Here is a 20913-nt window from a genome sequence, read left to right on the forward strand (position 1 = left end):
TGGCTTACCCTACGGTAATCGTCACCAAACTTCCACGTAACACCTTGGTGTTAACTGCTGGAGAAACTTTTTTAACAACCTTCCTCTTCGCATTTCCGATCGTTACAACCTTCACCTTCAATCCAAGGGATTCAAGCACCGCTTTACCTGCGCTAGCTTCCATGGTGATGATTGTCTTTGGAATAAATGTATATCGAGGACCCTTAGAAATAAGGATAGAAACCTTGCCACCCTTGTTTGCTGTTGCTCCACCTGCAGGACTTTGTGAAATAACAGCAAGCTCTGGAGTTGTTTCGCTAAATGCATACCCAGGCTCTACGTTAAATCCAGCTTCAGTTAACTCATTGAGTGCTTGTTCACCGCTCTTACCAATATACGAAGCAAGTGCAATTTGTTCAATTCCCTTTGAAACAATTAAATCCACCTTTGAATCACGCTTTACCGATGAGCCCGATGCAGGCGTTGATGAAATAACAAATCCCTTTGGAATATCAGAGTTGAAAACCTCTGTTGTTGTTCCCACAGTCAACGGTGATTTACTAATTGCAACTTGAGCAGCCTCTGGGGTTAATCCGGTTGTTGATGGGATTGTGTAACGCTCAGGTCCTTTAGAAACAATTAATTTAACGCTGCCGCCAGCATCTACTTTTCCGCCACCAGGTGGCTCGGATTCGATGATCTTTCCCTTAGCAATTTCTTCGTCATATCTATTTTCTAAAATTACTGCGGTTAATCCCAGGGGAGTAAAGGATGAAACCGCTTCGTCGTAGCTTCCACCAACTGTTGAAGGAACAACTACTCGTGATCCTGGACCAACTAATGTGTACCAACCACCAACGCCTAGTGCGATAGCCAAAACAAGAGCGACCTTACGATTTCTGCGAACCCGCTTGCTTGCACGCTTCTTCTTTTCCTCTTGCTTCTTTATCTCACGGGTATTTTCTTTAACCTCAACGGTTGCTTCCTTAACCGGTTCCTCTTTGACCTTCTTGCGAGCTTTTTCCCGAATTGGCTCAACTGGCAGATCTAAACCAAGATCTAGTTGATTCTTCTTAGGATCTAATTCGATTTGAATCTGCTGCAATCGTTCTAGGAACTCACCGGCTGTGCGAGGGCGATCATCAGGATTCTTAGCTGTGGCACTTGCGATCAAATCATCTAATACTTGAGGGATCTCTTTGCGTTTACTACGCAGGTGAGGAATCTCTTCATTGACATGCATGTAGGCAATTTGAATGGGTGAATCACCATTAAATGGTTTTTTACCTGTAAACATCTCATAGGCCACGATTCCTGTGGCATACACATCACTACGTGAATCTGCGATACCGCGTTGGACTTGCTCGGGGGATAGGTAGGAAACACTGCCCAAGATCACGCTGGATTCAGCCGTCATAGTTGTTCCTATTAATTCACCACGAGCTAATCCAAAATCTGCGATTTTGATACGACCATCTTTAGAAATCAATATGTTTTCCGGCTTGATATCTCTGTGCACGATGCCTAAATCATGTGCTGCGGCGAGTGCTGACAAGATTGGTGTTAAGTAATTAATTGCATCTTTGACTTCAAATCGTCCACGTTCATTCAAGTACTCACGAAGTGTGTGTCCTTCAATAAATTCCATAACCAGAAACACGGCTGGAATACCGCTTTGATTCCAGCCTTGATCTTGAACTGCAACAATATTTGGGTGTGTCAGCGCTGCTGCAGCTTTTGCTTCTCGAATGAAGCGTGAGACAAATGCTTCATCTTGTGCCAAGTGAGCGTGCATGATCTTTACGGCAACCTTGCGATCTAGTCTGGTATCTAGCGCCTCATAGATCGTGGCCATTCCACCATTAGCAACCTGACGCAGCAGTTGGTAGCGCCCATCAATGAGCTCACCGGACAGATCTGACATATGCAGATTTTATTGAGTGCACCAGTTACAGGTGCTGAGGGCGCGCCCAAAACAGTTACGAAGTGAGTTTAAACTCGCAATTTTCGCGGGTTTCATCGCGAGCGAAGTGTTTATCTTGATCAACTTGCCATTGCCGCATTTGAGCCTCGAAATGTGCACCATCTCGATCTAATACACGCTGCAAACCGATTTCAGGTTCGATATCTAGCCAATAGGTTGTTGCTCCAGTTTCGCGCACGATTTGTTGGGCAGCACCAACTCCCTCGATGATCAAATAGTCGGTAGGGGTAATTCTCTCTTCACTATCAAAGGCCATGGTGTGCCAGTTAAAAATCTTGATCACAAAATCTCTACCGGCAATATGGGCAGTAGAAATTCGATCCAATATTTCAGATAGGGGGTTGCTAAGAGCGTTATCCCAACCGTTATAGAGGTCATCCATATGAATAACCTTGACCGTTGAATGGAGTGATAACTCTGCTTCTAACTTTGCTGCAAAGGTAGTTTTGCCAGCACCGGCTGGGCCATCAATGGCTAAGAGAGTCACGCCAACGTTTCAATCCGACTACCGCAACGACGGTAAACATCGCATACAGAACAGCGGTAAACCAGTAACCAAGCATTGCGTACTGAACCGTTCCAGCCAGATCAACGATGAGCCACACAACCCAGGCCTCCCACTTTTGGTAGACCATCATGATTTGTGCAACAAGGCTGCCAATTAATAGAAATGCATCTGACCAGGTAGCTGCCGCCCCGATGTTGGATAAAAGTGGCGAGAGAGCTGCAACGCTGATGAATGTTCCGATTGCGATATAGCGACGATTGCGCGCTGTCACAGATCCAGGAACCGCACCTGTTGGCGCCCAGTCCTTCCAGCCATAAACAGCGGCGGTAATAAATACCAACTGCAATGCTGCACTTGCAAAGAGATCTACCTGATAAAAGAAAACTCCATAGAGCGCACTACTAAGTGCCCACCAAGGCCAAGTAATTCTTTTTCCTGTTGTTCCTAGCCAGACGCCGATGAACGAGGTAATTGCTGCAACAAATTCCAAAATTGAGACGTCATAGCCCCAAGCAGTAAATAAAGTGGTTGACATGATTTTCCTTTCCACATCCGCATTACCGGATGGGTCAATCGGTCGGTCTGAATTTCAGACCCTCTCAGCCTTTACGGCTCCCGTGGTGGATACTCTAGCGTGAAACTAGTACGCGCTTCATGAATGCAGCACCCGCCACGCGGATACGTCGTGCCGTCGATGTCTTTGCTCGCTGATTGAAAATGTCATAACCAATCTTTTCAACTTCATCGACAATGCCGCAGTACAAAGTACTTGCAGCTTGGATGCATGGGCGGCTAGTTGCTTCCAGCATGGCGATTCCTGGGGCAGCTTCTGCCTGTAGTTGGCGCACGCGGGCAATCTGAAATTTAAGTGCTTCAATAATTTCTGGGGTTAATACACGCTCTTCTAGCATTTCGCGGGTGACACCAAACTGGGCTAGCTCTTTAATAGGCAGATACACACGACCACGATCTAAATCTTCATCCACATCTCGAATGAAGTTAGCTAACTGAAAGGCAATACCTAACTTCTTCGCAGCTTCATAGGCATCGTTGTGTAAAGGACCAAGGATAGGGACCATTTCAAGGCCAATTACTGCAGCTGATCCATAGACGTATTCGAGTAAATCTTCATATGTTTCATACTCCTGGACCGTTAAATCCATTGTCATCGAATGTAAGAAAGCTTCAAAGTGTTCGTGTGGGATATCAAAGCGTTTAACTGTGTCGATCAGTGCGCGCCCCACATGATCATCACTAGTGCCCTTTTTCAGATCTGCTAAAACTCCATCACCCCAGGTGCTTAAAGCTTGCGCCTTTTCTTCAATACTTAATTCAGAAGCCAGGTCATCAACAATCTCATCTGCATACCGAGCAAAGCCATAGAGAGCATGAACAAAGGGGCGCTTGGCCTTTGGCAGTAAAAGTGTTGCTAGAAAGTAGGTCTTTCCATGCAATGCATTTAACCGCTTGCACTCAGCATAGGATGCGCGAAGATCAGGATCGCTAATCCCAGCAGCAGTTAATTCATCCACTTACTTAACCGGACCCACGATTCGCTCTGCAGCAAGTCTTCCTGAAATCAAAACCATTGGAACGCCAACACCAGGTTGTGTTCCAGATCCAGCAAAGACAACATTTTCAATTCCTGCTGCCATGTTACGTGGTCTAAAGGGACCGGTTTGGAAGAAGGTGTGCGCACTAGCAAATGGTGCGCCAGCTTCCATACCTTGTGCCTGCCAATCAAGTGGAGTTGTTAAAACTTCAGTCTCAATCGAATCACCAAAGCCGGTGTATCCACGCTTTTCCATTGTCTCAACCATGTGATCTCGATATGGCTTTGCTTGCTTAGTCCAATCAATATCTGCCGTTAAGTTTGGGGTTGGAAATAAGATGTAGTAAGAGTGCTTGCCAGCTGGTGCCAGGGATGCATCATCTTTTGATGGAAGTGTTACCAAAATACTTGGATCACTCATCAGCTGCTTCTTCTTAATGAGCTCATCAAATACACCATCCCACGATTCTCCGAAGTGAATGTTGTGATGGGCGGCAAAGTCGTACTGCTTAGAGGAGCCAGCCAACATGGTTACACACGATGGTGAGTAATTAAGACGCTTCACATTCAAAGGAGTTTTGCCCAAGAGGTCGCGCCAAGCAACAGGCAAATCAGGGTTCAAAATTACCGCGTCGCACTCAATACGCTGGCCATCTTCTGTGATGACCGCCTTTGCGCGACCATTTTGGACATCTACCTTTGAAACAGTTGTGCTGTATTTGAATTCAACACCGTGCTTTTGTGCAGCAGCTGCCATTGCGCGCGGTACTGCGTGCATTCCACCCTTGGGGAAAAACACACCGTTAACAGAGTCCATGTATGCAATAACGGCATAGATAGCTAGCGCCTGTTGTGGACTCACACCGGCATACATTGCCTGGAATGAGTACACACGCTGCAAGCGAGGATCCTTCATGAATTGATTCACCTTTGGTGAAAGTTTGCGGAAACCACCAAGTGCAATTAAACGTGCAAGGTTTGGTGTTAACAGATTAAAAGGTGAATCAATGTTGCGATCAATAAAGTCATTCATTTCATACTTGTATAGCTTTGTAACAAACTCCACATAGCGGGCATAACCGGCCGCTTCTTCTGGGCTGATCTTGTCTGCAATTTCAGCTTCCATCTGGGCAGTGTTTGCGTGCACATCTAGTTGGGATCCATCTGCATAAAAAGCACGATACAAAGGAGATACGGGCATGAGTTCAACCCAGTCCTTCATGTCTTCACCCACGCAGCTAAATGCATCTTGAATCAAAGATGGCATTGTTAAAACAGAAGGACCGGTATCAAATGAGTATCCATCTTTTTGCAGCAAGCCACTTCGACCACCCGGTACTGATTCGCGTTCAATGACAGTTACCTTGCGACCAGCACCAGCTAAGCGAAGGGCGGCGCTTAGTCCTGCATATCCTGCTCCAACGATGACAACATGATCTGTTGGGCCTTTAACACGTGCTGGCATTACGAACTCCTCTTAGTTGCGATATTTGCAAGCTCAACGAGCATTGCATTTCCATCTTCTGTAAATACCGCAGATTGCGCCGCGGTTAATGCTTGATCTGTTAAGCGTTCAATCGTTGCTTCAAGCTCTGCTCTGGCACCGGTGGATTCGATGATTTCTCGCAGTAGTTCAACACCTTGTGCATCTAGGTCAGGCTTTCCAAAGTGCTTACGAGCAATTTCCCTTTGGGATTCAGATTGTCGATCATTGGTCATAGCAATTAAAACAGTTCGCTTACCTTCCCGCAGATCATCACCGGCAGGCTTGCCCGTAACAGATGGATCACCAAAAACTCCTAGTAAATCATCGCGAAGTTGGAATGCCTCACCCAATGGAAGTCCGTATGCAGACAGGGCGGCAAAGATTTCTGGCGAGGGGGCTGATGTCATGGCTGCGCCAAGATGTAATGGACGCTCGATTGTGTATTTGCCTGACTTGTAGCGAGCAATCTTCATAGAGCGATCAACACTTGTGGTTTTTTGTGTTTGCTCATGAATATCTAAGAATTGTCCTGCCATCAACTCAACGCGCATTTCGTTGTAGTAAGGAAAGACGCGAGCAAATTGTTCTGTTGTGAGTCCAGCGCTATTGAACATTTGATCTGACCAGACAAGAGCAAGATCTCCAAGTAACACAGCAGCGGATAATCCATACTGCGGTGCAAAGCCATCTAGTTCTTCTTGGGCATGGATTGTTTCAAAGTGGCGATGAATTGAAGGCTTTCCGCGACGAGTATCTGATCCATCCATCAAGTCATCATGAATGAGTGCGCATGCTTGCAATAGTTCAAGTGCTGCCATTGCGCGGACAACAGGTTTTTCTAGAGAACCACCGGCTGCTACAAAGCCAGCATAAGCGAACATTGGACGTAAACGCTTTCCACTATCTAATAAAAAAGCGGTTAACGCGTCTGAGACAGGGGTTAGCTCTGTCGATATCGTATTCAGATAGGCGCTTTCAAAGTTGAGGAAGATGGCTAACTCTTCTTCAACGGCGCTACGAACGCTTGTTAACGTTGCTTTTGTCTCTGAACTCACTCGGTAACGGTACCCTCACCCAGTGGTACTTCGCACTTCCTATTCATTCGAGTTCTTCCCTCCAAAGGATGTTGAGGGTGAAGAACGGTTGTGGGCTGCCATTGATGGCCTTAAATCAATAACCCCTGACTTTGTTTCCGTGACCTATGGGGCAGGTGGATCCACCCGAGATCGCTCCATTCGAATCGCTCAAGAAATTACCAAGCGCACCGGCATTTCAACTGTTGCTCACTTAACCTGCGTTGGATCTACTCGTGATGAATTGATCGCAATTTTGCACAGCTATAAAGAAGCAGGCATCACAAGTATTTTGGCACTTCGCGGAGATCCAACTGGTGGACCTAGTGCGCCGTGGACACCTACACCTGATGGCTTCAATCATGCAGATGAGTTAGTTCAATTAGCAGATGAGTTTGGTGGATTCACAATTGGTGTTGCGGCTTTTCCAGATGGGCATCCAGCCTCTAAAGGTGATTTTGAAAAAGACATCGATGTGCTCATACACAAAGAAGAGCTTGGCGCTACATTTGCTACGACACAGTTTTTCTTTGAAGCAGATCGCTACACACAATTAGTTGAGCGTCTTGCAGAACGTGGCTCACAGTTAGTCATCATTCCCGGCATCTTGCCTGTGACAAACGTCAAGTTGCTCCACCGTATGGCAGAACTTGGCGGAACTCCTATCCCTTCACATATCGCAGATGCTTTCGCAGAGGTTGAAAATGATCCAACTGCAGTTCGCGCGTTAGGCGTGGAGATAGCAACATCACTGTGCCAACAGCTATTGGCAGCAGGGGCTCCAGGATTACACTTTTACACAATGAATAGCTCTACTGCTACTCAAGAAATTTATAGGAACCTCAATGCATAGTAAAGATGAATTCAAGGCAAAGTGGAGTTCTTTGCATAGTGATGCCGAAACAACGGGCATCGTTGGTGCTTGGCTCAATATTTCTTACCGCTTTGGTTTGATCTGCACGTTGCTTCGTATTTCTCCTAACGCACTTACTATGTTGGGGTTATTAGGAGCCGTTGCTACTGCTGTCACGGCACAAACAGCGTGGGCAATCCTTTTCTTAGTATTTTCTTTGTTCTGCGATGGTATTGATGGAAGTGTTGCCATTTTCCAGCACCGTGAAAGCAAGTTTGGTGCAACCCTTGATTCAGTGGTCGATCGCATCAGCGAAGCGCTGTGGTTCTATGCCCTCTATGCAATAGGTGTTCCAGCCTGGATTCCTATTACTTTGTGGTCTGTCGCAGCTTTCCAAGAGTACGCCCGAGCAAAGTTAGTCTCACTGGGTGTTAGCGATATCGGTGTTGTCACACCAGCAGAGCGTCCAGTGCGTGCAAGTTTCTTGTTTATTGTTTTGATTCTTAATCAACTAGATATGCCTGGTGCAACACAACTTTCGATTGCCTTCTTGGTTGTACAAATTTATAGTTTTGTTAGTGTCGTGCGTTTTTCTCATAGCCGATTGCTTCCGTAACTAAATCTCCACTAATACCAACAAGAGGCAATCCGCCCCCTGGGTGGGCCGATCCACCAACTAGATACAAACCTTTAATGGGAGAGCGATTCTTAGCGCGCATGAATGCTGCTCGAGCTCCGTTACTAGATGTTCCATAAATAGCACCACCTGGTGCGCGAACGGCTGCTTCTAAATCTGCAGGAGTTCTAATGGTCAATGACTCCAGTCGATCACGTACCGAAATCCCACGTGCTTCAATTTGATCGATGATGCTGTTGGCATACTTGGTAGCAAATTCTTCGTTATTCCAATCAAACTGTCCATGGGTAGGAGCGTTAACAAGTACAAACCAGCCCTCAAGATTTTCATCTTTACTCATTAATTCATCTTGCGGAGCACAAATATAGATCGTTGGCTTTTCTACAGGCTTGCCATCCTTAAAGATTGCATCAAATTCGGAGTCATAGTTTTCAGGAAAAAGTATGGTGTGGTGATTTAAAACTTGTTCTGGGTCTTTGCGCATGCCCAGCAGTAATGAGAAGCCAGCAACGGATACATCAGCGTTCGCAATATTCTTGCGGGCTTTTTTTAATGCACGCTTATGTCCGGTAATGAGCTTGTTATAAACCAGAGAGGCATCAGCATTTGCTATGACTACATCTGCTGCAACGATTGTTCCATCTGCTAAAACAACACCGGAGGCTTTGTTTCCAGTTGTTTGAATGCTGGCAACGGGGGAGTTTAGGTGAAAGGTGACCCCAACATCTACTGCTCGCTGGTGCACTGTGGTTGTTAGATTTCCAAGCCCACCCTTTACATGCCAGGCACCAAAGCTCTCTTCGACAAATGCGATAGTTGAAAGTACCGCAGGTGCTTTGCGGGGATCAGAACCGCTGTATGTGGCATAACGATCCATAATGAAACGAAGGCGCTGATCTTTCAGGATTTCATCTGCGTGCTGGCGCAACGTCTTCCACGGAGCAATGATCTTCATGTCGCGCACAAAGGTCACGCGCTTCATCAAAGAAACAGGTGACTTCAGCTCGGATTCAACAAAGGGAACTCGGCTTACATCCCACATACGTTCTGCGCGCTTCATGATTCGATCCCACTGCTCTGCACTATCGGCACCAAAGCTGGCTGTGATCGAATCCAAGGTTTCTTTACGGGAAAGATTGGCAAACTTAACGTTGCTGCCATCGGCAAAACGATAATCAAAGGATGGATTTACCGATTCAATAGGACAAACAAGTCCCATTGGTTTTCCGGTGCGCTGAAAGAAATCTTTATAGACGGCAGGCAAAGTCAACAATGATGGTCCGGTATCAAATGCAACTTTGCCAATCCATTCGGTGCGACATTTTCCACCAACTTGATCCGATGCTTCATAGACCACAACCTCATGTCCACCGCGTGATAAACGAGCAGCAGCGGTCATGCCGCCCATGCCGGCGCCAATCACCACGATCTTCATACTGTGCGACCTTTCCATTGGATACTTCCGCGCCTTAAGTATGAGTAAACAATCAGGTAAACCAGCGCAAGAACGGATATTGGATGCAACACACTGTCTAGTACGTTGCCGTGACTCTTAATTGCACTCAGTACGCGAGTACCAACAATTGCAGCAAACCCAAGCCACCCATAAGGATTGCCAAGAAAACCAAGAATTAATGGAGCAATGCTGGTTGCAATGAGAAAAACAACAACAAAGATTGCTCCAACAATTGATCCGAATGCCAAGTTAAGAGATTTTCCATATCCGCTCTTGATTTCACTCCATGAGCCATACATGTGAGTTTCGGCAATATCTGAACCATTGATAACTGTTCCTGAGGATCCCTTTTTAACTAGTTCGCGTGCCAAGAACACATCATCGATGACTGCGTGCTTCACAGATTCGTATCCACCGATTGATGCCAGAGCAGCACGTCGAACGACAAAGAACTGGCCATTAGCAACAGCCATGGACTTTTGACCTGAGCTTTCGGCATAACGAAGAGGAACGGTTGTGAGCCATGACCATTGCAATAGGGGCTGGATTAATCGCTCAGCAAAACTCTGTGCAATCTGTCGTGGATAGGGGGAAACAAAATCTAATTGGGCATCTTGTAAGGCTGTTACCGCTTTATTGATTGCATTGTTGCTTAGACGAACATCGGCATCGATGGATACGAGAATCTCTTCACTCGAAGCATCAAAGAGTTGCTGTAGCGCCCATGTCTTACCAATCCACTTTTCATTAAGCGCAGCACCTTGAATGACTGTAAATCGTGAGTCATTGCTAGTGAAGCGATTCAGCAACTCGAAGGTGGCATCTTCTGAGTTGTCATCTAATAGATAGAAGTGGAATGAACCCTCTTGGGCAGCCAGAGTTGCAATTAGACCTTCCACATTTTCGGCTTCATTACGCATAGGAACGATCACACCAACAGTTTCTACAAATTCTGAAGTGCGCTTAGGTGTGCGAATCTGAACAAAATTGACCGCTGCAATGGTGAGCAGGATGAGGGGCAACAGGAATAAGAGCGAGAAAAGAATCATCAAAGAGTTACGGTCTTCCGACCCAACGGTTAAAGAAGTAAGGGGCAAGCAATACTCCCAAGATCAACCCTGAAAACCCTGCAATGCCTGGACGACCAAAGAAGAAAAGATTTCCGACAACTCCTGAAAACCAGGTCCAGAACAACAAGACGTCGGCAGCAATGAGTGATCCACCAACCTTGCGTCGATCTCGCGGTGTTAAAAAGTGCAGGATTGTCATTAAGAGCATTCCTGAGAGCAGCCAGCCAAAAGTATTGGAAATAGGTATCTCTGGTTGAAAAGGAACGTGTCTACCTGTAACTATCCAGGTCCATCGCCCTTCAGAAACCATGAGTGGATCTAGGAATAAATCCCACGCCATCATTAAGAGTGCGCCATATAAAAAGACCCATGACTTACCAATACGTCGAGCTGCCACCAAACATGGATGAGCAATCATCACCCAAGCAAAGGGAACAACTAGCGGCACAGATAAAATCTTTGGTCCTAAGGTATTTGAATAGCTGTATTCACCAAACGGCCAACTTGTAGTCACGCCTAGTTGTTCGATGAAGAAACCAAATGAGACAGTAATTCCCAACATGGTCCACCCATATCGCGCACCATAATCGGCGATGCCATGGAGAAACATGGCAAAGGCAGCTGTGTATACAGAGGCAATAGTTATGACACCAAGAAATCCACCATCTACAAGTGGATACAGAATCTGCATCAATACAGTCGCACCAAGTGAAACTCCCATGACCTTGATCAGTAGGGGAGATGCGCCACCACGTGCTCTGCGTCTTGGGGTGTAATGGCGGATGGACATAGGCCTAAGTCTGCCCTATTCCTGTTTTATCTAGTAGTTATGCAATTGATCCGCGCATATCTTTGACTGCAAAGCGTGCAAATAGCTCTTCTGAGTACCAGTTATAGGTTGCGGTATCGGCGATCGCCTTTTGATGGGCAGCACCCTTGTATGCAAACTCGCGAATCGCAGCAGCAGATTCCCATAATGAAAAGGTGCCTTGTAATCCAATGGGGGCCTCACCAATGCCAATTGCCGAAATCAATCCTGGTGCTGACTTAAGTGACATTGTTACGGGAGGAACTGAGCTCCAAAATCTAAAGTTTTGATGCCATTTAATCCGTGCACGGGTAATTGCTGCAACCGGGCCAGTCCAATCTTTGGCTGTTGCGACAAAGGGTTCTTTGCCAGCCCATTTACCGTGGGAAGAAATCGGCTCAAGAACTGCGCGAAACTCATGAACGCTGTTTTTGCGCCAACGCTTCACAACCAATGATTGATCAAATGCCTCTATGTCATTAACTTGTGCCACTAATCCCCAACGTAGTGAATTGGCGTCTGCCGGAGTAAATGTTTCACCCTTGCCAGTCCCTAAGGATTTATAGAAACCTATATTTGCAGAACGATGCAATATAAATCGATCTAGGGCCATAGCAAGTAGTGCAAAGGGGATAGCTCTGGATTTAATGGTCCAAAAGTAAGCAACGATCATGAAACTGTACTCTCAATGAGATCCCACTTATTGCCGTATTTATCTTTGAAGACTACTACTTGACCATAAGCCTCTTGGCGAGGCTGCTCAACAAATTCAATACCGCAAGCTTTGTAGTTTTCATAAGTTTCTGAAAAGTTCGTTGTGTACATAAAGAATCCAACTCGACCACCAGTCGAGTTACCGATCGCAGCTCTTTGTTGATCTGTTGCGGCTCTTGCAAGCAGGATCTTGGCACCATCTTTGCTGGGAGCAACAACAACCCAGCGCTTCTCCGGTGTCATTTCTTTATCCTCGATCAAGGTAAACCCAAGATCATGTACGTAATGCGCAATTGCTGCGTCATATTCATCGACAACAATTGCAATCATTCCAAGGGTGTTCATATTCAGTCGCCAACAACCATTGGCTTCGCCCCAGTACATTCAATTAATTCTGTATAACTAGTTGGATATACCGCATGCGGGTGACCAGCAGCTGCCCAAACAACTCCATAATCATTGAGCGCTTGGTCGATAAGCATAGTTGCGGGCGATACCCAGCCAATGGGAGCAACTCCACCAATAGAAAATCCAGACTTTTCTTTTACGTAATCGGCATCAACGCGGCCAAGCTTTTCAATGCCTAAATTCTTGGCAACTAAATCAGTATCAACACGGTGACGTCCACTTGTAATAATCAAAAGTGGTGACTCATCTGGAAGTTTAAAGATGAGTGACGATGCGATCTGTCCAACTTCAATCCCAAGTGCTGTTGCAGCTTCTTGCGCAGTTCGGGCACTATCTGAAAGTACGTGGACTTCACCTTCAAGTCCATGCTCATGCAAAGCGGCAAGTACCCGCTTAACAGCTGCTTTTTCCTTTACGCCTTCCATGTGCCTAGATTATCTAATAATTGAAGTACCCTCCTCTCCATATGACAACTGATTTGTACGCGATGGGTATGCGAGCAAGAAATGCCGTCTGGGCTTGTTTTTTCTTTTTGGGCTTCTTGGGCCTTGCATGGATTCCACGTATTCCGGAGATCAAGACCACACTCGGTTTAAGTGATGGCCAGTTCGGTCTTGTGCTCCTGGCAAGCACTGTGGGATCAATTCCTGGCGCACAACTCGCAGGACGCCTGGTGCACACCTATTCATCGAAGTTAGTTGTTCGAATTTCTGGTTTCTTACTACCAGTAGGCGTCTTTGTAATCGGTCTAGCTGACAATGTTCAGATATTGCTTCTTGGATTATTTATCACTGGTTTTAATGTCGCATTTATGGATATTGCTATTAATGGCCAAGCTGTTGAAATTGAGAAACACACTCAAGGTCGCTGGATGTCTAGTTTTCATGGATTGTGGAGTATTGGGGCATTTGCTGCAACTCTAGTCGGGGGATTGATTGCAAACTTTGTTTCTCCGCGCGATAACCTAATTGCTATCGCAATCTTTGGATTATTCGTCTATCAATTTATTGCACATTACTTATTACCAGCCGAACATGATGGACACTTGGGCGAACCCGGCGAAGATGATGCGGGCAGGGTGTCACTTTTTGGAAAAGAGTCCCTAATTTTGTGGGCACTTGGTATTGGATTGATGTGTTCATTGATTCCAGAAGGTGGCGCTTATGAGTGGAGCGGAATCCTTTTGCAGGACCATATGGGAATTGGTAAGGGCTTAAATGCTGCGGCTGCAACAACTTTTTCCTTAGCAATGATCGTGAGTCGCTTGTTAGGTGATCGCGCCTTTGAAAAGTGGGGCCATGTGAACACCGTTAAATATGGTGGTTATTTTGGTGGCGGGTTGTGGGGAATAGGACTATTTGTTGGAATGTCGATCTCTGATTCACATCCAACGGCAGGATTAATCATTGTCTGCTTAGGTTTTGGCGCTGCAGGTTTTGGAATGGGTCCATTTTTCCCTGCATTTAACCTGGCAGCAGCTTCTATTCCAGGGATTGCACCATCTGTTGGATTAGCTCGTGTGGGGCTCATTGCTATTGCTGCTTACTTTGGTGGACCAACACTTATTGGATTACTGGCAGAAGTTACATCCTTGCCGGTGGCATTTGCCTTCCCGGTCCTTCTCTATATGGTGGTTGGCTTGCAATCAAAATACATCACAGTGCGAGCCCTTAAGCAATAACCCACGTTTCTACAAGGGTAAAGATTGCAACCGCGTACAGCAGGAATGCAAAAGACTTACGTAATAGCGCTGGATTCATCTGACCGCTTTTAATGGAAGCTAGCCGTGCTATCACTACTGCTGAAATCGCCATCGCAATTGGCACGGTCCAAGTTACGTCAGGCCAACTTTGATAGTGAGCAAAGAATGCAGTGATTGAATTGATCGCGATGATTGCAAGTGATGTTCCTGCAGCTTTTCCTTGAGGGACTTTGAAGAAGAGAACAAGAACCGGGATGGCAAGAAAGCCGCCACCGATTCCAAATAAACCGGTCATTGAACCGATCACAAGTGAGATCACTACAAGCCAGAAGAAAGGAACCTTCTTTTCTGTGCCAGCTATTGGCTTGATCAACATCATGGTGCCTGCAGTTACTAAGACGATTGAAAAGCCTGTAGTAATTACTGAATCACTTAAGCGATGGGCAATGATTGAAAAACCAATATTGGTGACAAGTCCGAGCGCCCAGATGATGGAGGCTTCTCTAAATAAAACTTCCTTGCTTTTTATCTTTGGAAGCAGGCCCGAGATGGCTGCGCTTAAGACAACGGCGATTGCCGCAGTTGTTGCAGCTTGGGGAGTGAAGTTAAAGATGTATAAAAGGATGGGGACTGAGAGCATCGCCCCGCCGGCACCGATGAATCCAAGGACCGCGCCAATAAAGGCACCAGCCAGCAACCCACCAATGATCTCCATGGGGTAAGTGTGGGGCACCTAGGCCGCTTGGCTGCCTAGGCTCAACACGCTCATGGGCTTGCTATTTGTCGGTGGCAAGGGCTATTTTTCGAACATCTGTTCGAATACCCACAGCCTTGAAAGGTAGCCTCAAAAATGTCAGCCATGCAGGTTAACCCCGCCCTCGATGTCACTATCGATGGGGCAACAACTCCGATCGAGTTCACCTACAAAGGAAAACGGTTTCGTATCCACGCGGTGCTATCGCGTTGGTGTGAAGCAGGTGGCTGGTGGAATCGAATCAGCGATGGAAAGTATCGCCCCGATGATCAAGCACGTGCTGTGTGGAGAGTAGAGGCGGCGCCCATTGGTGCGCTAACAACCTTTGAACTAGAACGTGATGAAGTAACAGGTCAGTGGATTATTCGTAACGTATGAGTTTTATTCACCTCAATGTTGCCAGTGGCTATTCATTGAAATACGGAACAACACAACCTAGCGATTTAGTAGAGCGAGCGGCTCAGTTTGAGATGCCGGCGCTAGCGCTAACAGATCGTGATGGGTTAGCTGGTGCTATCCGTTTTACGCAAAGCTGCGTTGATTACGGGATTGCACCGATCATTGGTGTTAATTGCGCAATTGACCTGGGCAACGCAAAAGGTCGAATCACGCTGTTGGCACACAGTGATGGGGGATGGCGCTCGCTGTGCAGGCTAATGACATCGCTGACAATGACAAGTGATACACGTGTACCCGTTCTAACTTTAGATTTCTTGAAACAGTTCAGCCAATACAGCACCAATGTTTATGCGATGCATGGACCTGAATCACCTATGAGTAGTGCGATACAAAACCATCGCTTTGATCAAGGGTTATCTATCTTTAATCAAACCCGCGATCTCTTTGCTGGTAATGCAATTGAATGTGTCTCACATTTAGTGGCAGGACGTGGCCCGCGCTCTACTGAGCACGCAGCTAGGTCCTTAATCTTTGCTAGAGATAATGATTTAGAGGCTGTTATTACCAACGCTGTTCGCATGAAGGATCGCACTGATGGGCCAGTTGCCGATGTTTTGGATTGTGTGCGACAGCTAGTTCCGCTACATGATCGCCATATCGAGCGTCGTAACGCTGAAGGCTTTTTAAAATCTAGCGATGAGATGATTTCACTTGCGGCCGAAATTGCGCGAGCTGCAGGGGAGCGAACACCACGTGCATTGCTAAAGACAACTCGTGAATGGGCAGAGCGCTCTTTATTATCGCCGCAGCGAGATATTGGATTAGGGGCCGCCCACCTGCCAGAACCTCATGTTGTAGGGGTAAATACCGCCCAAGAGATGCGCACTTTGCTGCGCACTCGAAGTGAGGCTGGCATTAACTGGCGATACAACAGCAGTGATCAAATCAGTAAAGCACGTGCCCGTTTAGATGATGAACTCGCAACAGTTGCAACACTTGGATACGAGTCATACTTTTTAACAGTTGCAGATATTGCAGACATGGCAAGGGATGCAGGCATTCGAGTTGCAGCACGTGGCAGCGGCGCAGGATCACTGATCTGTCACCTACTTGGCATTTCAGGGGTCGAACCAATGCAACATGGTTTGTTAATGGAGCGGTTTTGTTCACCGCTACGTCGAGCCCTGCCTGATATTGATATTGATGTTGAATCTGCTCGTCGCCTGGAAATCTATGACATGGTCTTTAAGCGATATGGCGATAGCAATTGGGCTTCACCTACCAATCAATCACGATGCGCAGTTGTTTCAATGGTCGATACATACCGTGCCAGACATGCGATTCGTGATGCTGGGGCAGCACTTGGCCTGCCAGGTATGGAGATAGACATGTTGGCAAAATCTATGCCACATGTGCGTGCTCGCAATATCGCAGCAACCTTGCAATCACTGCCCGAGCTTCGCCGTCTTAATACTTCGGCACCTTTAATGGCAGCAACAATTGAGATGGCACAACGCCTAGATGGTTTACCTAGACACCTTGCAATGCATCCATGTGCCATTGTTTTATCTGATGGTGGTTTTCTAGATCGCGCGCCGTTAATGAGTAGCGCCGGGGGATACCCGATGGTTGCATTTGATAAGGATGATGTTGAGGCCGTTGGGTTGTTAAAGCTAGATGTGTTGGGAGTTCGGATGCAATCGGCGATTGCTTATTCCATGAAAGAGATCGAACGGGTCCATGAAGAAAAGATTGATATTGATGCTGTGCCATTAGATGACACAGCGACCTATGAATTAATTCAATCCACCCGCACCCTAGGAATCTTTCAGGTGGAAAGTCCCGGACAGCGCGAGCTAGTCGGAAAGCTTGCTCCCAAAAACTTTACCGATTTAATTATTGATATCTCGCTATTTCGCCCAGGGCCTATGAAAAGCGACATGATCACGCCATTTCTTAAAGCACGTCATGGGTGGAGCTCGGCACAGATAATTCACCCTGATTTGTACGAAATTTTGACCCATACCGAAGGTGTTGTTGTCTTCCACGAACAAGTCATTCAAATCATTGCAACGATGACCGGGGTTTCATTGGCGACGGCTGATGAAAAACGCAGATCGTTGGGGGACCGGGCAGGCCAACAAGAGGTCTGTGATTGGTTCTTTCCTGCTGCAACTGCCAAAGGGTATGAACCACCAATCATCCAAGAGATTTGGGATGTACTGCGCGCCTTTGCATCCTTTGGTTTTTGTAAAGCACATGCTGCCGCCTTTGCTATGCCCACTTATCAATCTGCCTGGCTTAAAACACATTACCCAGCAGCATTTTTTTCCGGGGTATTAACCCATGACCCTGGCATGTATCCCAAGCGTTTAATTGTCGATGAGGTCAGACAAATGGGAATTGCAATTGCACCCCTTGATGTCAACGTATCTGATTCTGTCTATCGGGTTGAAGATCACGGAAATGCTATTCGTATTGCGCTTTCAACCGTTGCTGGCATTAGTGATGGTGAAGTGCAATCAATTATCGCTGGTCGTCCTTATATTGATTTAAATGATTTTGTGCGCAGATCAGGATCTAGCACCCCGATCACAGAAAGCATGATCTTGACTGGTGCATTTGATTCACTGCATATTGATGTTAATCGTAGGGACTTGCTACTTCATTTTTCTGATCTACAAAAATCACTAAGTGCAGCCGTATCTGGCGCACAGATGAACTTAGGCTTTGACCCTCCGGCACTGATTAGCAGCGGCTTGCCCGCAATGACGCCAGCAGAAAGTGTTAAGTACGAAGTCAATCGACTGGGCATCGATATGTCTCGCCATATGATTGAATTTTACGGAGAGTTCCTTAACGCAATTGGTGCGGTGCGATCTAGTGATTTATTAAAGCAACGATCCCAATCATCGGTCCTTGTTGCTGGTGTCAAGGTTGCAATGCAGACACCACCAATACGCTCTGGCAAACGTGTCATCTTTTTAACGCTAGATGATGGATACGGGCTTAGCGATTCAACATTTTTCACTGATGTTCAAGGCGAATACGCCAATGTTTTGTACTCCACATCGCTGCTACTTGTACGAGGCGTCACCCGTCGCACCGGGGCCAAGGGAATATCGATAAGAGCCACTGGGGCGTGGGATTTACGCGCCGCCTACGAAAGTTGGAGCACCAAACAAAGTACGCTCGCAATATGACAACAGATGACAAGCCAACACAGGCAACGATTCTGCATGTTGATATGGATGCGTTCTACGCATCGGTTGCCGAAAAAGATAACCCCGAACTAAAAGGAAAGGCTGTTGTTATCGGTATGGGCGCCCGTGGAGTCATTTCTGCGGCCAACTATGAAGCACGCAAATTTGGAATTTATTCGGCAATGCCGGTGGGACAAGCACGTCGACTAGCACCACATGCAATATTTCTACCTGTTGATATGGTCCGCTACCAAGAGGTCTCTGGCCACATCATGGAGATCTTTGAAAGCTTCACACCAAATGTTGAGCCAGTCTCTGTTGACGAAGCATTCCTAGATGTGACAGGTGCGAAGAAATTACTGGGTACGGGACGCGAAATCGCAACAGCGATTCGAGCAAGAGTAGAAGCACAAGAGGGCATCACATGTTCAGTTGGTATCGCACCTTCTAAGTTCATTGCAAAGCTTGCATCAACCCATTGCAAACCCAATGGAATGCTAGAGATAACTAGCGATCGTATTCTTGAGTTCCTGCACCCCTTGCCAATTTCTGCGATGTGGGGAGTGGGTCCAAAGACGGCAGAAGTACTTGAACGATTAGGGCTTCGCACTATTGAAGATATTGCCAAATTGCCTCGCACAACTTTAATTCGAGCAGTGGGTGATGCAGCTGGTGCGAACTTGCATGAACTTGCATGGGGACGGGATTACCGAGATGTTGCCCCACAAGATGCGGAGAAAAGCATTAGCGCCGCAGAGACTTTCCCAACTGATTTAGATAACCCGGAAGAGATCCTGCGCGAATACTTGCGGTTGTGCGAGCGCGCAACTTCTCGATTGCGCGATAAAGGTTTGTTTGCCAAGACAATTAGCATCAAGGTGAGGTTTGGTGATTTCTCAACCATCAATCGCTCAAAGACATTGCCATTGCCAATAGATAGCACTCATGATGTGTATGAAGTTGTTAAAGGTTTATATGAAGCACTACGGATTGAAAGAGCTCGCCTGCGATTAGTCGGAGTTTCCCTTGAGAATTTAAGTGAGGGAGCACCTGTTCAAATGGTGCTGGGCGAGCGTGAAAAGGGCTGGCGCGAGGCAGAAGGGGCTATGGATAAAGCCCGTGAGCGTTTTGGAGATGGATCTGTTAGACCTGCACGATTGATCAAGCCCAGTGAGACAGAAAGTGAGTAGCGGGCCAGCAGAATCTGTTCTATTGTGAGCCTGTGGAACTTTCAGATCGCGAAAAGCGCTTACTTGATGAGATGGAGGCTGCCCTCTTAACCGAGGATCCACGCCTAGTTTCAGCACTTTCTGCTGGCCCTGCCTCACCTAACCGCAAGCGCATCATGATCGGCGGCGGCCTAGTTCTATTGGGTCTTGTCACCTTGTTTGGTGGCCTAGTTTCAAAGGTAACCCCGATTGGAATTCTGGGGTTCCTCATTGCACTTAGTGGGGTAATCAGTGCGATTTCCAGCTTTACCCCTAGCGTTGGCAAGAAGGCACAAAAGAAGTCACGCTCACGCTCATCAATCAGCGATCGCATGGAGAAGCGCTGGGACAACCGAGGCCAAGAGCAGTAATCCAACAGTAAGTCACGCTCAAGCCCCTCCTTGTGAGGGGCTTTTTTCATGCTCCCAGGGTGGGGAGAGGTGGGGCGCAAATGGGTTAAAAGTGGGAAAAGGTGGTTGAAAAAGGGGAAAAGTGGAGTAAAGTGGGGATTTAAGCGGGCACGAAAGTCCGCAGCGAACCTGGGGAAGGGGGCGCTGAAAATGTTTCTAGGCACCCACGAGCCACGTCTTGATGACAAAGGTCGCTTAATACTTCCCGCAAAATTCCGCGAAGAGTTAGCTGCAGGTTTAGTTATTACTAAAGGACAAGAACGTTGTCTTTATGTTTTTCCATCGAATGAATTTTCAGTAATTACAGAGACGCTAAAACAAGCGCCAGTCACTGCAAAATCAGCACGTGATTACAGCCGTGTGATGTTTGCTGGCGCACACGATGAAATTCCTGATCGTCAAGGTCGCGTAACAATTCCACAATCACTTCGCACATATGCAGGATTAGAAAAAGAGTGCGTTGTTATTGGTGCAAATACTCGTGTTGAAATCTGGGATGCAACTGCATGGAATGAATATTTAACAGATCGTGAAAAGAGCTTTGCTGATGTTTCAGAGGAGGTCTTTCCAGGTTTGTTCTAACTCTCGCTTGTGGCCACTGCCGACCCTTCGAACGCAGCGACACCCCTTCCCCGGTGCCGTTGCTAAACCAAGATCCGTCGGCCGGCAGTGACCAGAGGTGAGAGTTAAAAAGTTAGTTCAGTCAATG

General features: G+C 46.8%; 21 protein-coding genes. 8 read left to right on the forward strand and 13 right to left on the reverse strand.

Annotated elements, in window-relative coordinates:
* Positions 1-4: 4 nt before the first annotated feature.
* The 6 genes from pknB to AC9UEY_RS01770 form a co-directional block, all read right to left on the reverse strand.
* Positions 5-1903 carry a Stk1 family PASTA domain-containing Ser/Thr kinase gene (gene pknB, locus AC9UEY_RS01745; protein ID WP_509536907.1) on the reverse strand — a complete coding sequence of 633 codons (1899 nt, stop codon included), beginning with the start codon at positions 1901-1903 and terminating at the stop codon, positions 5-7.
* 55 nt (positions 1904-1958) lie between these two features.
* The gene (locus AC9UEY_RS01750) at positions 1959-2450 is read right to left on the reverse strand and encodes a uridine kinase family protein (RefSeq protein ID WP_509536910.1); all 492 of its coding nucleotides are present in this window, start codon (positions 2448-2450) and stop codon (positions 1959-1961) included.
* Positions 2431-3006, reverse strand: coding sequence for a nicotinamide riboside transporter PnuC (gene pnuC / locus AC9UEY_RS01755; protein WP_509536913.1), 576 nt, complete (start codon positions 3004-3006; stop codon positions 2431-2433). The genes AC9UEY_RS01750 and pnuC overlap by 20 nt, the downstream gene beginning before the upstream one ends.
* A gap of 94 nt (positions 3007-3100) precedes the next feature.
* Positions 3101-4003: a phytoene/squalene synthase family protein gene (locus tag AC9UEY_RS01760; RefSeq protein ID WP_509536916.1), complete on the reverse strand. Its 903-nt coding sequence runs from the start codon at positions 4001-4003 to the stop codon at positions 3101-3103.
* Entirely contained in the window at positions 4004-5488 is a 1485-nt protein-coding gene (gene crtI / locus AC9UEY_RS01765) for a phytoene desaturase family protein (RefSeq protein ID WP_509536919.1), read from the reverse strand. It abuts the gene before it with no gap.
* The gene (locus tag AC9UEY_RS01770) at positions 5488-6564 is read right to left on the reverse strand and encodes a polyprenyl synthetase family protein (protein ID WP_509536922.1); all 1077 of its coding nucleotides are present in this window, start codon (positions 6562-6564) and stop codon (positions 5488-5490) included. The genes crtI and AC9UEY_RS01770 overlap by 1 nt, the downstream gene beginning before the upstream one ends.
* Positions 6565-6586: 22 nt before the next feature.
* Between AC9UEY_RS01770 and metF the strand changes: the two genes are divergently transcribed.
* Together metF and AC9UEY_RS01780 are read left to right on the forward strand one after the other, a co-directional pair.
* Positions 6587-7435 carry a methylenetetrahydrofolate reductase [NAD(P)H] gene (gene metF, locus AC9UEY_RS01775; RefSeq protein ID WP_509536925.1) on the forward strand — a complete coding sequence of 283 codons (849 nt, stop codon included), beginning with the start codon at positions 6587-6589 and terminating at the stop codon, positions 7433-7435.
* Positions 7428-8051 carry a CDP-alcohol phosphatidyltransferase family protein gene (locus AC9UEY_RS01780; RefSeq protein ID WP_509536928.1) on the forward strand — a complete coding sequence of 208 codons (624 nt, stop codon included), beginning with the start codon at positions 7428-7430 and terminating at the stop codon, positions 8049-8051. The genes metF and AC9UEY_RS01780 overlap by 8 nt, the downstream gene beginning before the upstream one ends.
* Here the strand turns inward: AC9UEY_RS01780 and AC9UEY_RS01785 are convergent.
* From AC9UEY_RS01785 to AC9UEY_RS01810, 6 genes are read right to left on the reverse strand one after another with little or no spacing between them, the layout of a single operon-like run.
* Positions 8011-9507, reverse strand: coding sequence for a phytoene desaturase family protein (locus tag AC9UEY_RS01785; protein ID WP_509536931.1), 1497 nt, complete (start codon positions 9505-9507; stop codon positions 8011-8013). The genes AC9UEY_RS01780 and AC9UEY_RS01785 overlap by 41 nt on opposite strands.
* Positions 9504-10625 carry a glycosyltransferase family 2 protein gene (locus tag AC9UEY_RS01790; RefSeq protein ID WP_509536934.1) on the reverse strand — a complete coding sequence of 374 codons (1122 nt, stop codon included), beginning with the start codon at positions 10623-10625 and terminating at the stop codon, positions 9504-9506. The genes AC9UEY_RS01785 and AC9UEY_RS01790 overlap by 4 nt, the downstream gene beginning before the upstream one ends.
* Positions 10585-11388 carry a carotenoid biosynthesis protein gene (locus tag AC9UEY_RS01795; protein WP_509536937.1) on the reverse strand — a complete coding sequence of 268 codons (804 nt, stop codon included), beginning with the start codon at positions 11386-11388 and terminating at the stop codon, positions 10585-10587. The genes AC9UEY_RS01790 and AC9UEY_RS01795 overlap by 41 nt, the downstream gene beginning before the upstream one ends.
* A 37-nt stretch (positions 11389-11425) precedes the next feature.
* Positions 11426-12079 (reverse strand): spheroidene monooxygenase, encoded by a 654-nt coding sequence (locus AC9UEY_RS01800; RefSeq protein WP_509536939.1) that lies wholly within the window; start codon positions 12077-12079, stop codon positions 11426-11428.
* Positions 12076-12465 (reverse strand): VOC family protein, encoded by a 390-nt coding sequence (locus AC9UEY_RS01805; RefSeq protein ID WP_509536942.1) that lies wholly within the window; start codon positions 12463-12465, stop codon positions 12076-12078. Before AC9UEY_RS01805 ends, AC9UEY_RS01800 begins: the two co-directional genes overlap by 4 nt.
* Positions 12466-12467: 2 nt before the next feature.
* The gene (locus tag AC9UEY_RS01810) at positions 12468-12953 is read right to left on the reverse strand and encodes a YbaK/EbsC family protein (RefSeq protein ID WP_509536945.1); all 486 of its coding nucleotides are present in this window, start codon (positions 12951-12953) and stop codon (positions 12468-12470) included.
* A 41-nt stretch (positions 12954-12994) separates the two neighbouring features.
* Here AC9UEY_RS01810 and AC9UEY_RS01815 point away from each other — a divergent pair, with 41 nt between their 5' ends.
* Positions 12995-14209, forward strand: a complete 1215-nt coding sequence (locus AC9UEY_RS01815; protein ID WP_509536948.1) for an MFS transporter — start codon at positions 12995-12997, stop codon at positions 14207-14209.
* Here AC9UEY_RS01815 and AC9UEY_RS01820 read toward each other — a convergent pair.
* The gene (locus AC9UEY_RS01820) at positions 14199-14945 is read right to left on the reverse strand and encodes a sulfite exporter TauE/SafE family protein (protein WP_509536951.1); all 747 of its coding nucleotides are present in this window, start codon (positions 14943-14945) and stop codon (positions 14199-14201) included. The two genes, AC9UEY_RS01815 and AC9UEY_RS01820, sit on opposite strands and share 11 nt — an antisense overlap.
* Before the next feature lie 135 nt (positions 14946-15080).
* Between AC9UEY_RS01820 and AC9UEY_RS01825 the strand changes: the two genes are divergently transcribed.
* From AC9UEY_RS01825 to mraZ, 5 genes are all read left to right on the forward strand, one after another.
* Positions 15081-15362 carry a DUF6504 family protein gene (locus AC9UEY_RS01825; protein WP_509536954.1) on the forward strand — a complete coding sequence of 94 codons (282 nt, stop codon included), beginning with the start codon at positions 15081-15083 and terminating at the stop codon, positions 15360-15362.
* Positions 15359-18586, forward strand: coding sequence for a DNA polymerase III subunit alpha (locus tag AC9UEY_RS01830; RefSeq protein ID WP_509536957.1), 3228 nt, complete (start codon positions 15359-15361; stop codon positions 18584-18586). Before AC9UEY_RS01825 ends, AC9UEY_RS01830 begins: the two co-directional genes overlap by 4 nt.
* Entirely contained in the window at positions 18583-19776 is a 1194-nt protein-coding gene (dinB, locus tag AC9UEY_RS01835) for a DNA polymerase IV (RefSeq protein ID WP_509536960.1), read from the forward strand. The genes AC9UEY_RS01830 and dinB overlap by 4 nt, the downstream gene beginning before the upstream one ends.
* 32 nt (positions 19777-19808) lie before the next feature.
* Positions 19809-20165: a DUF3040 domain-containing protein gene (locus AC9UEY_RS01840; RefSeq protein WP_509536963.1), complete on the forward strand. Its 357-nt coding sequence runs from the start codon at positions 19809-19811 to the stop codon at positions 20163-20165.
* 189 nt (positions 20166-20354) lie between these two features.
* Positions 20355-20786, forward strand: a complete 432-nt coding sequence (gene mraZ / locus AC9UEY_RS01845) for a division/cell wall cluster transcriptional repressor MraZ (RefSeq protein WP_509536966.1) — start codon at positions 20355-20357, stop codon at positions 20784-20786.
* Positions 20787-20913 lie beyond the last annotated feature (127 nt).

The sequence above is a fragment of the Candidatus Planktophila sp. genome, from assembly GCF_040402275.1.
Classification (GTDB): domain Bacteria; phylum Actinomycetota; class Actinomycetes; order Nanopelagicales; family Nanopelagicaceae; genus Planktophila.

Excerpts from the sequence above, each read along its gene's own strand:
- pknB (WP_509536907.1), bottom strand. The coding sequence starts at position 1,903 with ATGTCAGATCTGTCCGGTGAGCTCATTGATGGGCGCTACCAACTGCTG.
- pnuC (WP_509536913.1), bottom strand. The coding sequence starts at position 3,006 with ATGTCAACCACTTTATTTACTGCTTGGGGCTATGACGTCTCAATTTTG.
- crtI (WP_509536919.1), bottom strand. The coding sequence starts at position 5,488 with ATGCCAGCACGTGTTAAAGGCCCAACAGATCATGTTGTCATCGTTGGA.
- AC9UEY_RS01780 (WP_509536928.1), top strand. The coding sequence starts at position 7,428 with ATGCATAGTAAAGATGAATTCAAGGCAAAGTGGAGTTCTTTGCATAGT.
- AC9UEY_RS01785 (WP_509536931.1), bottom strand. The coding sequence starts at position 9,507 with ATGAAGATCGTGGTGATTGGCGCCGGCATGGGCGGCATGACCGCTGCT.
- AC9UEY_RS01795 (WP_509536937.1), bottom strand. The coding sequence starts at position 11,388 with ATGTCCATCCGCCATTACACCCCAAGACGCAGAGCACGTGGTGGCGCA.
- AC9UEY_RS01800 (WP_509536939.1), bottom strand. The coding sequence starts at position 12,079 with ATGATCGTTGCTTACTTTTGGACCATTAAATCCAGAGCTATCCCCTTT.
- AC9UEY_RS01805 (WP_509536942.1), bottom strand. The coding sequence starts at position 12,465 with ATGAACACCCTTGGAATGATTGCAATTGTTGTCGATGAATATGACGCA.
- AC9UEY_RS01810 (WP_509536945.1), bottom strand. The coding sequence starts at position 12,953 with ATGGAAGGCGTAAAGGAAAAAGCAGCTGTTAAGCGGGTACTTGCCGCT.
- AC9UEY_RS01815 (WP_509536948.1), top strand. The coding sequence starts at position 12,995 with ATGACAACTGATTTGTACGCGATGGGTATGCGAGCAAGAAATGCCGTC.
- AC9UEY_RS01820 (WP_509536951.1), bottom strand. The coding sequence starts at position 14,945 with ATGGAGATCATTGGTGGGTTGCTGGCTGGTGCCTTTATTGGCGCGGTC.
- AC9UEY_RS01825 (WP_509536954.1), top strand. The coding sequence starts at position 15,081 with ATGTCAGCCATGCAGGTTAACCCCGCCCTCGATGTCACTATCGATGGG.
- AC9UEY_RS01830 (WP_509536957.1), top strand. The coding sequence starts at position 15,359 with ATGAGTTTTATTCACCTCAATGTTGCCAGTGGCTATTCATTGAAATAC.
- dinB (WP_509536960.1), top strand. The coding sequence starts at position 18,583 with ATGACAACAGATGACAAGCCAACACAGGCAACGATTCTGCATGTTGAT.
- mraZ (WP_509536966.1), top strand. The coding sequence starts at position 20,355 with ATGTTTCTAGGCACCCACGAGCCACGTCTTGATGACAAAGGTCGCTTA.